We start from the raw sequence: 15480 nt of genomic DNA on the forward strand, positions 1-15480 counted from the left end.
TCAGTTTCCTCCGGTCGGGGTGGTATTGGTCGAATTGGCGTTGGTGTCGGTCGAGTCGTCGGTCGAGTCGTCGCTGCCGCCTGCTGCAGGTCGGCTGCCTGCTTCGGGTCTGCCGCGGCGGCGAGGCTTCTTCGCTCCATGTTTGTGGGCGGGAAGCCCGGTCAGTCCCGACATCACCTCGGGATCGATCGAGGCCTGGCCTGCGGACTTGACGACAACATACTCGACTCGGTTTGTCGGATCCTGAGAATCAGGGTCGCTGCCGAGCCGGCGGCGCACGAAGTCATCGCGCAGCAGCTGCCACCACATATACAGGGCCATGACGGCGAAGATCAGCCATTCGATCGCGTAGCCTGCGGACTGCAGATCGAATCCGCCCTCCTCCCGCGTCGTCGTCGGCGGTACGAAGGACAATCCGTCGGTCGCGATGGAGGCGGCGTCCCCGGTGGCCTCTTCGGGCATGAGGAAGCCCGAATAGGTCAGAAGGTCGGGGAACAGGTTGATCAGCTGTGACGTCGAGACGCTGCGCACCTGCCCCTCGGGCAGCGAGTTGCCGGGCATAGGGCCCTCAACGGGGCCGATCTGTGCCTTCATCTCGACTGGGCCCTCTGCCGCACGGGACTCCATGGCGGTTTCCTCATCGGTGGTGAAGCCGCGCAGAACCGGAATCGCAATGGTCTTGTCAGAGGCATCGGCGCCGGCCGAATCGCCGAGGCGGGCATCATCGGGTGCGAACATCGTCACCACCCAGAAGCCCTTGTCCCCATCGAGGACGCGCCCGGGGACGACGACCTGATCGTCCGGGAGCCAGTGTCCGGACAGGCTCACCCGCTGATCGGCCAGGATGCCCGGCATCGGGGCCTGTGCCTCCATGACGTCATTGAACGGCACGATCTCCTCGACATTCGCCGAATCGACGGCATCGTTCTTGTGCTGAGCCCGGTCGACCTGCCATGCGGAGAGTCCGACGAAGCAGGTGACCAGGATGAACACGAAGAGCAGGGACCCCAACCACTTGGGGGTCAGCGCCAGGCGGAACAGATCAAACCACCGATCCAGGCTGATAGGGCGAGACGGTGACATCCACGCGCTGGAATTCCTTCAGATCGACATAGCCTGTGGTCGCGAGAGCACGGCGCAGGGCACCGGCGAGGTTGAGTTCGCCGATGGCGGTGCGTCCGGGTCCGAACAGAACCTGTTCGAGACTGCCCACGGTTCCCAGCTCCACGCGGTGTCCGCGGGGAAGTTCAGGATGATGCGCCTCGGCGCCCCAATGCATTCCGCGGCCCGGGGCCTCGGTCGACCGGGCCAGCGCGGTGCCGAGCATGACGGCGTCGGCTCCCACGCCGAAGGCCTTGACGATCTCACCGCTGGTGCCCAACCCGCCATCGGCGATGACGTGGACGTAGCGACCGCCGGATTCATCCATGTAGTCACGCCGAGCGGCGTGGATATCGGCGATCGCGGTGGCCATCGGCGCGTGGAGGCCGAGGGTCTTGCGCGTCGTCGCCGCCGCTCCTCCGCCGAAGCCGACGAGGACACCGGCAGCACCGGTGCGCATGAGATGCAGTGCCGCCGTGTAGGTTGCGGCGCCGCCGACGATGACTGGCACGTCGAGTTCGTAGATGAACTGCTTGAGGTTGAGCGGCTCGGACTGCGAGGACACGTGCTCGGCAGAGACCGTGGTGCCGCGGATGACGAAGATGTCGACACCGGCGTCGATGACGGTCTTGTAGAACTGCTGAGTCCGCTGCGGTGTCAGGGCACCGGCGACGGTGACTCCTGCTTCGCGGATCTGTTCGAGTCGAGAGGTGATGAGTTCTGCCTGGATGGGGGCGGAGTAGAGCTCCTGCATCCGTGCGGTCGCCATCTCGGCCGGCAGCTGGGCGATTTCGGCCAGCATCGGAGCGGGATCCTCATAGCGGGTCCACAGACCTTCGAGGTCGAGAACACCCAGGCCACCGTGCTTGCCAAGAGCGATCACGGTCTCCGGGGACATGGCGGAGTCCATGGGTGCACCGATGAATGGGAGATCGAACTTGTAGGCGTCGATCTGCCAGTCCAGCGATACGTCCTCGGGATCTCTGGTGCGCCGAGCAGGGATGACGGCGATATCGTCGAGTGAATAGCCGCGACGACCGCGCTTGCCTTTGCCGATTTCGATTTCAGAACTCACCCGAACAGCTTATCCCACCGCCCTGACGCCGGGGACTCAGCCCACTATGAGGAACGGTGCGTCTCCCTGGGCAGTACGGCCTCTCAGTACAGTCTCTCAGTACGGTCTCTCAGCGGGCCAGGTAGTCGGCCACAACCTCCTCGGTGGCGGTGACGAAGGATCGCACGTGCGGCAGGTGCGCCTCGCGTTCACGCACATGCATGACGATGCGGCGCACGGGCGTGGGATCGGTGAGGCCGACTGCTCTCAGTCCAGGTCGCAGCTGGGCAGACGACAGGCGCGGCAGGACGGTGATGGCCAGGTTCGAGGCGACGAGGGCCAGCGCGGCGAACTCGTCTTCCGAAGCGGCGAAGGTCCGGGGTTCGAATCCGGCCGCGGCGCAGGCGAGGTCGACGACCTTGCTCGTCGGACCGGCCCACAGGTCGTAGTCGACCCACCGTTGGTCTTCGAGGTCTTTGAACGGGACGGATTCGAGCTTCGCGAACCGATGCCTGTCCGAGACCACGACCCGGTAGTCGTCGTCGAAGAGGACCGTGCGCGTCATTCCGGGCAGGTGGACCTCGTCATCCTGTGGAACTTCGCTGCGGATCTCGATCGTGCAGTGGCTGCGGCGGACCTTGGCCGGTTCATTGAGTTGGATGTCGAAGCGCATGTCCGGATGTTCGAGTGCGACCGGTTCGATGATCCCTGGCAGCAGCCCGGCGTTGAAGGAGGTGAATGCTGCGATGCGCATCCGGGGCCGATTCACGGTGCGGAAGCTCTCAACCAAGGTGTCGAGCCTGTTCAGACCTGTAAAGACGTCCGTGGATTCCTCGGCCAGTCGTTTGCCCAGATCCGTGATCTCTATGCCGCGTCCAGACCTGCGATAAAGGGGGACGCCGACGGTCTTCTGCAGGGTGGTGATGTGCTGGCTGACCGTGGCCGATGTGTAGTTGAGGCTCCTGGCTGCGTCGACGACGGAGCCTGTGGCGACGACGGCCCGCCAGATGCGCAGTCGGTTGAGATCCCACATGCGCCCAGACTAGCCGATGATCGTTCGGACGTGCCGAATGGTTGTTAGCAAATGATTGCTTTTCCCAACCTGTTCTCTCGGGGTGTACTGCGGCAGACTTGGGGAAGAGCCCTTCGCGCCCGGGTCAGAACGATTCGTGCGCAGCATCTCGGGCCGTCATCGTGCAGCGTCGCATTTGCCACTCCGACCAGGCCACCTGCCTGGTCGCCGTCCTTGAAGGAGCGCCATGACCGGAGCCGAGCTCATCACCATCGCCGGAGCTGCGACCGTCCTTGCCGTCACCCCCGGCCCCGAGACGATCCTCACCGTTCGTCTCTCAGCCCTGCGCCGCAAGGCCGGGCTGATCTATTCGCTCGGTTCCGCAACCGGCATGACGGTCTGGATGATCGCGGCGCTGACCGGAATCTCCGCGCTGCTCACGACCTTCCCCTCTGCTCTGCTGGTCCTCAAAGTCGTCGGCGGGCTCTACCTGTGCCTGCTCGGCGTGCTGGCTGCCCGGCAGGCTCTGCGGATCCGTACCGAACTGCGTGGAACACCCCCGCGCGGACAGGTCAGCGAGATCGTGGCGGCCACCGATGATCTCGGCGAGCCTGAAACCGCCGAGGTGGGCGCCGAGGTGAGCGCCGAGGTGGGTGCCGGCTCCCATACTGACGCGATCGCTGGCTCCGGGATAAGCACCGAGCCCGGTGCTAAGAAGTCGTGGGGACAGCTGCGGTCGGTCATCTCGTATCGTCGGGGCCTGTTCTCTTCATTGAGCAACCCGAAGGCAGGGCTGTTCTTCCTCGCCGTCATGCCGACCCTGGTGCCATCCTCCGCCGCCGGCATCGACTACCTGCTGCTCATCTCGGTCGTGATCGGGTTGATGCTGGCCTACCAGGTTCTTCTCGCCTTCATCGCCGGCATGGCAGCGGCCGCTCTCCAGAGGAGGAGCACCGACTTCTACATCGAAGCGGTCTCCGCCGCTGTCCTCGTAGTCATGGGCATCGCCGTCATCGCCATCCCGGTGTAGCACCAGCCGACGCCGAGACGGGCGCAACGCAGGCGAACGTATTGCAGGTGAACGTAAAGAGCAGGCGAACCTCTTGCAGACGAACCTGAAGCCGAAGAAGGTGCGGGCCGGGGATAGCACCCCGGCCCGCACCTTCTTCATGTCGTCTGGTCAGCTGGCAGGCGGTACGGGACCGCTGCCACCTGGACCATCGAGTGGACCGTCGTCCCCGGCGCTGGCACCGCCGTGCCCGACGGTTCCGGCCGAACCGTGTCCCGCGGTTCCGGCTCCACCGTGTCCGGTGCTGCCGACTCCGCCGGTTCCGATTCCGCTGTTTCCACTGCCGGAGGTGTTGGCGCTGCCGGAAGTGCTGGCGCTGCCGGACTGGCGATCGGCTCCACCGTCATTGTCGACAGCGGCTTCGACATCGACCTTGTCGAGCATCTTCGCCGCGGCATCGCGACCGCCCAAACCGAAGGCGAGTGCAGCAGCGGCCGCGCCGCCGATGACCACAGCACCGAAGGCCAGGTTGATGATCGAATCGGCCAGTCCCATGTAACGCAGACCCATCGCGATGAAGAGTGCGATGGCCGAGTAACGCAGAACCTTGCTCGCAAGAGAGTTCGTGATGAACTTCCCGATCAGGCCCGCAACCAAGAAGCCTGCAGCGATAATCGCAGCGCCGAAGAGGACGCTGCCGCCGAGGTCGAGGATCTCGTTGAGGATGTTCGTGATCTCGGGGAACCCGAGCATCCGAGTCGCCATAATCGCAAAGAAGATCATGATGGCCACCTGGACGACTTTGGTGATCACGCTCGAGGCGCTGGAGCCCTCGGGAGCGATTCCGAGAGAGCTGACAGCACGGTCTGTGCCGACTCCACGCAAGAGCTCTTCAAGCAGGTTGCCGAGGAACTTCGCGATGACTCCGCCGATGGCCAGCAGGATGCCGGCCGCGATGATGGCAGGAATGGCGTTGAGGAAGAGTTCCAACATCTGCTGTGCCGGCTGCGAGATGGCCGCGATCCCCAGGACCTGGAGTGCCGAAATCGACACCACGATGATGATGATTCCAAAGACGAGGTTGCCCGCGAGCGACGAGATCTTGGCATTCGCCTCAGCGTTCGGGTTCCCGGCACCCTGCTGCGGCTGGCCCGGCTGACCCGGCTGACCCTGATGAGGCTGGTCGTAGGCGGCCTGCTGAGCATTGATGTTGTTGTGCTGCGGTTCGGCTCCCGTCGATGCACCGACGACACCTGTGGCGCGATCTCCCAGCGAGCTGAACTTCGATGTCAGCTTCGTGAGGTCGACGGCGTTGAGCGCAGTCTGGACCAGCTGCTTGGCGATCTTGGCAAAGACGAAGCCGATGAAGAAGATGACCCCGGCACCGATGATGTTCGGCAGGAAGCCGAAGATTCCGTCGAGCAGGCCTTGCAGCGGTGCGAGCACCTGGTTGAGGTTGAACAGCTGCAGAACGGCGATGAGACCGAGCAGCCAGATGATCAGGCTGCCGATCTGCCCGATCGATTTACCGATCTGCTGCCCGTCATTGCCGTCACGCTGCAATGCCGGGACCTTCGCCACCAGTTTTCCGATCGCCCATTTGACGATCGATGCAACTATCCATGTAACGATAAGAATGAGTATCGCCAGTCCCACTTTCGCAAGAACTGACCACAAGTCCGACATTTGCATTTCCGTCATCTCCTTCGGCTGAGGCGAATGAACACTCGAGTTCGGTGCGAATGAACACTCTGATTTTCGCTGTTGCTGGTGTGGAGTCTATTCACATCAGACACTCAGAACAAGGGCAAATGACTGCTTGAAGTCGAATAATGACGCGATCGATAAAGTCGCACAAACCTGCCCACATGGGTATTTCAGGTCCTTAACAATTCTTATATATTCAGATCACGATTCAGCATCGAAGCGATGTCATGATCGAAATGCCCCATTCTGAAACAGAGAATTTGCGGCAGGCCCAAAGAGAATCCATGAATCCTTCCAAAAGGTGAAGCACATGCGAATTCATGGAGAACTAACGAAATCGAGTGGCACATTGTCGATGAGATGCGTTCCCCCGACTGTCGCGGACACGAGCAGCAGCGCCTGCCCACGGAAGCCGGATGCGCAGGGCTGAAAAGTTCGCGCATCGACAAGGCTGAGATAGCCGAGCGTGAGGTCGCCGCGATCGGAGGCGGGGTCGAGCACCAGCTTCGCCGCCCTCTCGACGACCGCTGGAGGCTCAACGCTCGGAGACCAGTCAGCCGCCGCCTTCGCCGCGGCGTCCAGTGCGCGAGGAATCGCCAATGCAGCCGCTCGGTCCGCCGGCGCCAGATATTCGTTGCGGCTCGACATCGCCAGTCCGTCTGCGTCTCGGACGACCGGAAGACCAATCAGCTCGATGTCGAAGTTGAGGTCGGCAATCATGCGCTTGACCAGACAGAACTGCTGGATGTCTTTGAGGCCGAACACCGCCGAGTCCGGTGCCGTCAGGGTGAAGAGCTTGGCCACGACGGTGAGGACCCCGTCGAAGTGCCCGGGCCTCGCCTCGCCTTCGTACACAGCACCCATCCGCCCGGAGGACACAGTGACCTCGGGCGCAGACGGGTACATCTCCCCCAGCGCCGGCGCGAACACGAAGTCCACTCCGGCGGCCTCGCAGACTTCCAAGTCTGCTTCGAAGGGCCGCGGGTATTGGAAGAAGTCCTCGTCGGTGCCGAACTGCAGCGGGTTGACGAAAATGCTGGTCACCACCGAATCACCCGATGCTCGTGCCCTGTCCATCAGCGCCTGATGACCAGAATGCAGGGCACCCATCGTCGGCACCAACGACACGGTGCCCGACTGCCGTTTCCGCCAGGTACGCAGGGCCTGGATTCCACCGACCTCCATCACTCGAAACTCCGCTCGGGCTCGGGGAATTCGCCGCTCTTGACCTCATCGACATAGCGGCCGACAGCATCGGAGAGCACCGAATGCAGGTCGGCATACCGTTTGACGAACCGTGGCGCCTTGCCCGTGCGCAGACCCGCCATATCCTGCCAGACGAGCACCTGGGCATCGCAGTCGGCACCGGCGCCGATCCCCACGGTCGGAATCGTCATCTCCGCCGTCACCTGGGCAGCCAACCCGGCTGGAACCATCTCCATGACCACGGAAAACGCCCCCGCCTCGGCGACGGCACGAGCATCGGCCAGCAGCGCATCACCGGCATCCCCACGACCCTGGACCTTGTACCCGCCGAGGTTGTGCTCGGCTTGGGGCGTGAATCCGATGTGTGCCATCACCGGTATGCCGGCGGTCGTGATCGCCTTGATCCTCGAGGCCACAGCCACTCCCCCTTCGAGCTTGACCGCGTGGACACCGGCTTCCTTCATGAACCGCACTGCCGTCGCGACCGCCTGCTCGTCGGAGATCTCATAGCTGCCGAAGGGCAGGTCCGCGACGATCAGCGCCCGCGAGGTCGCACCGGAGACCGCTCGCGCCAGTGGAATGAGCTCATCGACGGTGACGGGCAGCGTGGTCTCGTGGCCGTAGACATTGTTCGCCGCAGAATCCCCGACCAGCAGCGCCTCGACACCGGCCTGCTCGAACAGTGCGGCCGTGTACTGGTCATAGCTGGTCAGCATCGCCCAGCGCCGGCCCTCGGCCTTGGCCTTGATGAGGTCCAGCGTTCGCACTCGCCGAGGTGGGGCCGCGGCTGCACCGGCAGCTGCAGCCTGGCTGGGGCCGCCTCCGTAAGGCGGAGTCATCTCTGACTGGTCGGACGTGGAGCTCTCAGGCTGTGCCGGTGCGGAACTCTCGGGACGATCTGGTGTCGGATTCTGGGGCAGGGGCATGGGCATCCTCTTCTGTCGGCCTTCGTCTGGGTGGCTGCGCATCGTCAGCGCCGCGTAGGCGCAAGTCGGCGGCAGGCTGTGGCGCCGGCCGAATCACGCGGGTTCACGTTCGGGTCGACTCGGATTGCGAGCCAGTTTCCAGACTAGATCATCGACTCTGGTCCACCGCACGGTGGTGTTTTACATTACGAGCATTGATGATTAAGCTCAAATCTGCGCAAAACTTTTCCAGGGGCGCGATGACCTGTTCCACGGGCGGACCGCTCCACTCTGCGAAGGACGATGATGACCACTACAGCCTCGATCGAGCTCACCCTCAAGGACATCTCCGCGAAGGGTGCGAACGACGATATGTGTTCGACCGACCTCATCGATGCCCCGTGGGACGTCGACGTCAAGCCCGGCTATGGGCCCGGCGCTTCGATGGACGATCCGATTCCCGTCGCAGCCCCACGCCAGGGTCAGATCCCCGCCGAGTACAGGGACGCCTCGGCGGAGGAGCTCAATGACCGGATCATCCGGGCAAAGGAGAGGCTCGGCGACCGGGTCGTCATCCTCGGCCACCACTACCAGCGGGTAGAGGTCGTCGAGCACGCGGACTACATCGGCGACTCGTTCATGCTTGCCAAGGCTGCCCAGAATCATCCCGAGGCTGAGGCGATCGTCTTCTGCGGCGTGCACTTCATGGCCGAGACCGCTGACTTGCTCTCCACACTTGAGCAGTCGGTCATCCTGCCCAACCTCGCTGCGGGCTGCTCGATGGCTGATATGGCCGACATCGACCAGGTCGAGGACTGCTGGGAGCAGCTGATCGAATTGCTGGGCGACGAGCCTGATGCTGACGGCAAGGTGCCCGTCATCCCGGTGACCTACATGAATTCCTCGGCCGCAATCAAGGGATTCTGCGGCCGCAACGGCGGCATCGTGTGCACCTCCTCCAACGCCGAGGTGGTCCTTGAGTGGGCGTTCGAGCGCGGTCAGCGCGTGCTGTTCTTCCCCGACCAGCACCTCGGCCGCAACACCGCTCTGAACATGGGCATCGACATTGAGGCCATGCCGCTGTGGAACCCGGCGCGGCCTCTGGGCAACAACTCCCCCGACGCGATCGAGGGCTCGAAGGTCATCCTGTGGCAGGGGTTCTGTTCGGTGCACAAGCGCTTCACCCCCGCGCAGATCGCCAAGGCACGCGTCGATCACCCGGATGTGCGCGTCATCGTCCACCCCGAATGCCCGCAGGAGACCGTGGCCGCGGCCGATGAGTCCGGATCCACCGCCTACATCACGAAGGCCATCGCCGAGGCGACCGAACCGACCACATTCGCCATCGGCACCGAGATCAACCTCGTCCAACGCCTAGCAGCCGAACATCCCGAGCACACGATCTTCTGCCTCGATCCTGTCGTGTGCCCGTGCTCGACGATGTATCGGATCCACCCCGGCTACATCGCCTGGGTCCTCGAGTCCCTGATCGACGGCAGGGTGATCAACCAGATCTCCGTCGACGCCGAGGTGGCCGATCCCGCTCGTGTGTCCCTTGAGCGAATGCTCGCTGCGAAACCCCGGATCTGAGCGACTCATGGCTCACATCGTCATCATCGGCTCCGGGATCGCGGGACTGACCGCCGCCCTGCGACTGGCAGGTGCACATGACGTCACCGTTGTGACCAAAGACAGTCTGGGCGAGTCGAATACGGCCATGGCTCAAGGTGGGATCGCCGGTGTCCTCGCGGCCGAGGACAGCGTCGAGTCGCACATCGACGACACCCTGATTGCCGGCGTCGGACTCAATGATGAGGCTGCCGTCCGCGTACTGTGCACCGAGGGCCCCGACCGAATCCTCGAACTCGCCGCTACCGGCGTCACCTTCGACACGGATGTCTCCGGGCGCTGGGCCAGGGGCATGGAGGGCGCGCATTCCGTGGCGCGCATCTTCCATTCCGGCGGCGATGCCACCGGCCGAGCGATCACCGATGCCCTAGTCAGGGCCACCCGCGCCGAGGCGGCCGCTGGGAGAATCGCAGTACGTGAGCATTCGATGCTCGTCGATATCGTCACCGAGGCGAACGATCGCGGCAGTGCGTGGGCGGGCTCCGGCCCGCGTGGTCGCCCACCGACGGTCAGCGCGGATGGCCGCGCGGATCGCCGCGCGGTCGATGCCGTTGCTTCTAAGGGAGCCACCGGCGTCAGCCTGCTCCACGACGGTGCGCTCGAAATGGTGGCCGCCGATGCCGTGGTGTTGGCAACGGGTGGCGCTGGGCAGCTCTTCGCACACACGACGAATCCGCTGGCTGCGACCGGTGACGGTCTGGCCGCTTCGATCCGTGCCGGTGCTGACGTTGCCGACCTGGAGTTCTTTCAATTCCATCCGACCGCGCTTGCCGGCGCGGGGTTCCTCATCTCCGAGGCCGTCCGCGGCGCCGGTGCCGTGCTGCTCGACGCACACGGTCACCGCTTCATACCCGACATCGATCTCCGGGCTGAGCTCGCACCACGTGATGTCGTGGCCCTGGCGATCCACCGGACGATGGCGGCACAGAACGGGGAGTTCTGCCATCTCGATGCCAGAGCCATCCCCGAGGTGACCGCTCGTTTCCCGTCCATCACACGCGGTCTTGCAGCCCACGGACTCGACCTCGCCACCGACCTCATCCCCGTCACTCCGGCGGCGCACTACTATATGGGCGGTATCGCCACCGACCTGGACGGCCGAACCTCGGTCGACAGGCTCTTCGCGGTCGGTGAAGTCGCCTGCACCGGTGTGCACGGCGCCAACCGTCTGGCGTCGAACTCTCTGCTCGAAGGTGCGGTGTTCGGAGTCCGCGCGGCTGAGGCGATTATGACGCTGGAGCCGATGCCGGACTTCAGTGGAGGGCCCGGCGATGCTTCCTGTGCCTCTGTGTCTATCTCGCGGGACGAGCTGAGGGATCTCGCGTGGACCCACCTCGGCGTGGAACGAAACGAAACGGGGCTGCGGGCACTGCTCGACCACCTCGGCGATGGTGGCCTGTCCTTGACGGATCGCGAGAGTGGCCCGCTCGGCGAGGGTGGGTCGTCCTTGACGGATCGCGAGAGTGGCCCTGCAGCGGCTGATCGTGAGGGACTCGAGACCGCGAATCTCACTCTCATCGCGCGCCACATTGCGACTCATGCCCTCGCCCGACAGGAGAGCCGAGGTGCCCACACCCGCACCGACTTCCCTGTGTCCAACACCCTGCCGACGCAGCAACGGCCTGCATCCGTTACACCTGCTCCCACCACTTCCCTGTTCCAGGAGGCCGCCTCATGCTGAACGCCACAACCATCGACTCCGCGCTCCGGCTTGCTCTCGACGAGGACGCACCGTGGGGCGACATCACCGGTGAGACGTTCATCCCGGCCACCGTCTCGGCGACGGCGAAGCTGAGCGCACGCGAGGCAGGAGTCCTCGCTGGAATCGATGTATTCGCTCGCGCCTTCACCCTTGTCGACCCGAGCGTCGATGTGGATCTCACCGGCGCCGATGGAGATGCCTTCGCAGCTGGCGACACAGTGGCTACGGTTTCGGGACCGGCACGTGCGGTTCTGCGAGCCGAGCGGATCGCACTGAACTTCTGCCAGCGCATGAGCGGAATCGCGACGCAGACCAGAGCCTTCGTCGATGCGGCGTCGTCGAATACCGCAGGCGCGAACACGGACGGTCGAGGTGTGCGCATCGTCGACACCCGCAAGACCACACCGGGACTACGGGCATTCGAAAAGCATGCGGTGGTCTGCGGCGGTGGGCACAACCACCGGTTCGGACTCTCCGACGCAGTTATGGTCAAAGACAACCACCTCGCTGTTCTCGCTGGTGAGAACGCCGATGTCAGTGCCGCGATCCGGTCGGCTCGGGCTCAGTTGTCGCACACGACGGCGATCGAAGTCGAGGTCGATCGCCTCGAGCAGATCCATGCGGTGCTCGACGGAGGTGCCGACATCATCATGCTCGACAACTTCACCTTGACCGATCTGCGTGCAGGAGTCGAGCTCATCGCCGGACGTGCGATCGTTGAGGCCAGCGGCAACGTCACCCTCGAAACCGTCGCAGGCATCGCCAACACCGGGGTCGACGTCATCTCCTCGGGTGCGCTGACCCACAGTGTCCGTGCGATCGACCTGGGCCTCGACCTGATTCTGGACGCAGGCTGATATGGCGCTCGAATCACCCCTCGATAACGGCGGTGTTCCGCTCTACCTCGACACAGCCTCGGCTGCACCCGTGCGCAGGGAGGCGCTCGAAGCTGCCTGGCCATATCTGACCGGTGCGTTCGGCAACCCGTCGAGCCACCACGAGGTCGGCCGTACCTCGGCAGACGCGCTCAAGGACGCGCGCCGACGTGTGGCGAAGATGCTCGGCATGCGCAGCACCGACATCATCTTCACCAGCGGCGGCACCGAATCCGACAATCTTGCGATCATCGGTATCGCTCTCGGGGCTGGGACCGATGGCGATGCTGGGGCCAGTGGAGATGCTGGGGCCGATGGCGATGATGGCTCCGGTGCGGGGCCGGGTGGTCGGCCACCTCGGCGCCATATCGTGATCTCCGCCCTTGAACATGAGGCGGTGCTCGCCGCGGCGGAATTCCTGGTTCGTCGGCACGGGTTCGAGATCACGGAGGTGCCCGTCGGACCCGATGGCACGATCACGGTCGAAGCCCTTGGTTCGGCTCTGCGCGAGGACACGCTCCTGGTCAGCCTGGGGTACGCGAACAACGAGATCGGCACGGTCGCCGATATTGCAGCCCTCGCCAGGGTTGCTCACGATGCCGGCGCGTTCTTCCACACCGATGCTGTGCAGGCTGCGGGTTGGCTCCCGCTGGACGGACTCGGCGTCGACGCCATGAGCCTGGCCGGGCACAAGGTCGGTGCGCCGAAGGGAATCGGGGTCGCTGCGATTCGCGCACGGATCCCTCTCGAACCCCTCATCCACGGCGGCGGTCAGGAGTCCGGGCGTCGGTCGGGGACAGAGAACGTTGCCCTCGCCGTTGCCTTTGCCACCGCGTTGGAACTCGCCGAGGCGGAGCGGACCGAGACCGCTGGCCGTGTCCAAGCCATCCGAGATGATTTCATCGCCGAGGTTCTGGCCACGGTTCCCGGGGCGTTCCTCACAGGCAGCGAGTCGTTGCGCAGTCCGAATCACGCCTCGTTCTGTTTCTCAGGCACAAGCGGTGAGGCCGTGCTGCTCGAGCTTGAACGCCTGGGCATCACTGCCTCGAGTGGCTCAGCCTGCGCCGTCGGCTCGGACGAGCCATCGCATGTGCTCACCGCGTTGGGCATCGACGATGATCTCGCGAAGACCAGTGTGCGCTTCACCTTCCCGACAGACTTCACCGCCGAAGAGGGGCATCGAGCAGCGCATGCCGTATCTGCGGCGGTGAAGAATTTGGCTCTCAGCTACACCTGAGCAGCTTGAACAATCTGAGCAGCCTAAGCAACCTGAGCAGTCACTCGTTGAAGAGTGTGTCGATGACTTCTTGAGCCACGAACCTCGCATGCAATACCGGTCGCCTGGCCGGATCAATCGACGCAGGAGGCACCCACGCAGGACGCCCATCCTTGAGCATCACTGTCTCCCACTCCGACCGATCCAAAAGATGATGATGGGCAGAACAACTCAACATCATATTATTGACATCAGTCTTACCGTCTTGTGCCCACTCGACAATATGGTGAGCATCGCACCACCCCGGCGGAGCATCACACCCGGGGAACGTACACCCCTGATCACGAGCAGTGAGAACCGCGATCTGCTTCGCGTTCGCGAACCGATTCTCTGTCACCACCTGCATCGTCTTCGCCTTGTCAGAGATGAGTTCGAAGAACACAGCCCCATTCAAACCGTTCCGGACAAGTTCGCTGATCGGGACCGGATTCTCAGTCCCCGTCGCCCCGACACCAGTACCGTTGGCAAGGTCTTCAGCCTTGGCCGTGACCACCAGAGCGTAGGGCGAGCCTTGACCGGTCCGCGTCATATCGATGCGCCCAATGAGAGTCGCGAAGCGTTCGTAGATCCACTCCTGGGCAGACAGTCGCTGCCCTGTCATGTCAACGAGCGTTCCGTCTTCGAGGACACCAGACTCCACACCGGTTCCACCCGCACGTGAACTGCCCTCAACGCTCTTCGCGATCTTGGTTCTCTGCGTCAGCAGCCCATTGAGGACACCACCCGTGACCGGGTCCAGAAGACCACAGATCTCCCAATCACCATTATCACGAGCATGCATAGTCACCTTGTACATGGTCCGATCCGTGGCATCTGTTGGTTCTTGACCATCGGGATCGATATGGGCCAGGATCCGAGCGAAGATCGCCCGCAGGTCACGGACCCGCACGCTCGGTGCCTTGTCGACGAGAGTCGATTCAGCATAATCACGATTGTCCTGGCTGGTGAACGTGGGCAGCTTCGTCAAACAGTCTTTGATGACCCTGGCCTGATCGGCCGAGAGTCTGCCCTCGTTGAAGGCATCAGCAACCATGGGAAACAGTGGTGGCTGCGCTTGCCCGGTCAGAGTGACTCGCCCGCCGAGGCTCTTGGCCATATCGGTCCGACGGTTCGCCTCCCGGGCGGTGATATTCAGCCTGTCTTGGATGAGGGCCTTCGTTGTCTTCGCACCGTAATCAGACGGTGCTCCGACTCGTTCACACACTGCCAGAGCCAGAGTCGATAGGGCCTCGTTGACTCGGCCCAGTGCTTCGAGTCCGTCGATGAGCTTGATCGCATCGGCTGGCCCCATCGGCCGGTCAAAGGTCCGCAGCCCGTCCTTGAGTCCACTGAGCGCGGTGAGACTGGTCGTGACTTCGGGCGCGAAACGCGACAGATCCGTCCACTCTTCACTCGAGAGCAGAGGATGAGGACCAGGGGTACCGGGACCGGGAATAGCCGGACCTGAGTCGTCACCCGAAGTATTGGCGGCTGGAGTGCTGGCAGCCTCGACAGTCCTGCCGTCGTCGGCAGTCCCAGCGACCTCGCCGGTTTCGTTGGCACCGCCAGTTTCGCAGGTTCCGCCAATTTCGCTTGTTTCGCTGGCTTCGCTTGTTTCGCTGGCTTCCGAAACACGTGCCTCTGACTCACCGTGGACATCAGCTTCATCGCGATCATTCGATACCCCTGGTTTACCGGTCGGCACAGCCGCGAGGGATTCGAACTTGCCCGCGAGTGGGTGGCCGGTGAGGTCGAGGTTGGAGTCTTTGAGCTGGTCGAACAGAGACTGCTGCCCCACTGCTGAAGAGGACGGCTCTCCCCCAGAAGACGAAGCATCGGCGGCACCTGAACCCGTCGCGGCATCACTGGGACCGGGGCGTGGGTCACGCTCTTCCGGGTTTCCTGATGTGCGGTCGGGGGTGAGAGTCATGGTACTGAAGTCCATTCGCCAACATCGTCGTTGCTCTTCCCTCAATTATACATTCATTTCACCCAATTGCACCCTTAGTTTCGATTTTAGTTCGG

12 protein-coding genes are annotated in these 15480 nt (G+C 63.5%); 5 read left to right on the forward strand and 7 right to left on the reverse strand.

The window, feature by feature from the left end; genetic code table 11:
* The 3 genes from HX613_RS17130 to HX613_RS17140 all read right to left on the reverse strand — a co-directional run bounded on the left by HX613_RS17130 (position 1) and on the right by HX613_RS17140 (position 3188).
* Positions 1 to 1083 carry an SURF1 family protein gene (locus HX613_RS17130; protein ID WP_235346427.1) on the reverse strand — a complete coding sequence of 361 codons (1083 nt, stop codon included), beginning with the start codon at positions 1081 to 1083 and terminating at the stop codon, positions 1 to 3.
* Positions 1043 to 2176: a GuaB3 family IMP dehydrogenase-related protein gene (locus tag HX613_RS17135; protein WP_235346428.1), complete on the reverse strand. Its 1134-nt coding sequence runs from the start codon at positions 2174 to 2176 to the stop codon at positions 1043 to 1045. Before HX613_RS17135 ends, HX613_RS17130 begins: the two co-directional genes overlap by 41 nt.
* 109 nt (positions 2177 to 2285) lie before the next feature.
* A complete protein-coding gene (locus HX613_RS17140; RefSeq protein ID WP_235346429.1) occupies positions 2286 to 3188 on the reverse strand; it encodes a LysR family transcriptional regulator in 903 nt (300 codons plus the stop codon).
* Between the two features lie 226 nt (positions 3189 to 3414).
* On the opposite strand from HX613_RS17140, the gene HX613_RS17145 reads away from it, so the two are divergent.
* The gene (locus tag HX613_RS17145; RefSeq protein ID WP_235346430.1) at positions 3415 to 4197 is read left to right on the forward strand and encodes a LysE family translocator; all 783 of its coding nucleotides are present in this window, start codon (positions 3415 to 3417) and stop codon (positions 4195 to 4197) included.
* A 150-nt stretch (positions 4198 to 4347) separates the two neighbouring features.
* Here the strand turns inward: HX613_RS17145 and HX613_RS17150 are convergent, their stop codons facing one another.
* The 3 genes from HX613_RS17150 to panB form a co-directional block, all read right to left on the reverse strand.
* On the reverse strand, positions 4348 to 5877 hold the full coding sequence (locus tag HX613_RS17150) for a mechanosensitive ion channel (protein WP_235346431.1): 1530 nt from the start codon (positions 5875 to 5877) through the stop codon (positions 4348 to 4350).
* Between the two features lie 324 nt (positions 5878 to 6201).
* On the reverse strand, positions 6202 to 7068 hold the full coding sequence (gene panC / locus HX613_RS17155) for a pantoate--beta-alanine ligase (RefSeq protein WP_235346797.1): 867 nt from the start codon (positions 7066 to 7068) through the stop codon (positions 6202 to 6204).
* The gene (gene panB, locus HX613_RS17160) at positions 7068 to 8015 is read right to left on the reverse strand and encodes a 3-methyl-2-oxobutanoate hydroxymethyltransferase (protein ID WP_235346432.1); all 948 of its coding nucleotides are present in this window, start codon (positions 8013 to 8015) and stop codon (positions 7068 to 7070) included. The genes panC and panB overlap by 1 nt, the downstream gene beginning before the upstream one ends.
* Positions 8016 to 8300: 285 nt before the next feature.
* On the opposite strand from panB, the gene nadA reads away from it, so the two are divergent.
* The 4 genes from nadA to HX613_RS17180 are packed head-to-tail and all read left to right on the forward strand — an operon-like array spanning position 8301 to position 13437.
* Complete coding sequence (nadA, locus tag HX613_RS17165; RefSeq protein WP_235346798.1) at positions 8301 to 9584, forward strand: quinolinate synthase NadA; 1284 nt, start codon at positions 8301 to 8303, stop codon at positions 9582 to 9584.
* A gap of 7 nt (positions 9585 to 9591) precedes the next feature.
* On the forward strand, positions 9592 to 11304 hold the full coding sequence (gene nadB, locus HX613_RS17170; protein WP_235346433.1) for an L-aspartate oxidase: 1713 nt from the start codon (positions 9592 to 9594) through the stop codon (positions 11302 to 11304).
* Complete coding sequence (gene nadC / locus HX613_RS17175; RefSeq protein WP_235346434.1) at positions 11298 to 12182, forward strand: carboxylating nicotinate-nucleotide diphosphorylase; 885 nt, start codon at positions 11298 to 11300, stop codon at positions 12180 to 12182. The genes nadB and nadC overlap by 7 nt, the downstream gene beginning before the upstream one ends.
* A 1-nt stretch (position 12183) precedes the next feature.
* Positions 12184 to 13437 (forward strand): cysteine desulfurase family protein, encoded by a 1254-nt coding sequence (locus HX613_RS17180; protein ID WP_235346435.1) that lies wholly within the window; start codon positions 12184 to 12186, stop codon positions 13435 to 13437.
* 40 nt (positions 13438 to 13477) lie between these two features.
* Here the strand turns inward: HX613_RS17180 and HX613_RS17185 are convergent, their stop codons facing one another.
* A complete protein-coding gene (locus HX613_RS17185; RefSeq protein ID WP_235346436.1) occupies positions 13478 to 15385 on the reverse strand; it encodes an HNH endonuclease signature motif containing protein in 1908 nt (635 codons plus the stop codon).
* Positions 15386 to 15480 lie beyond the last annotated feature (95 nt).

The organism is Brevibacterium sp. UCMA 11754 (genome assembly GCF_021532275.1).
GTDB lineage: Bacteria > Actinomycetota > Actinomycetes > Actinomycetales > Brevibacteriaceae > Brevibacterium.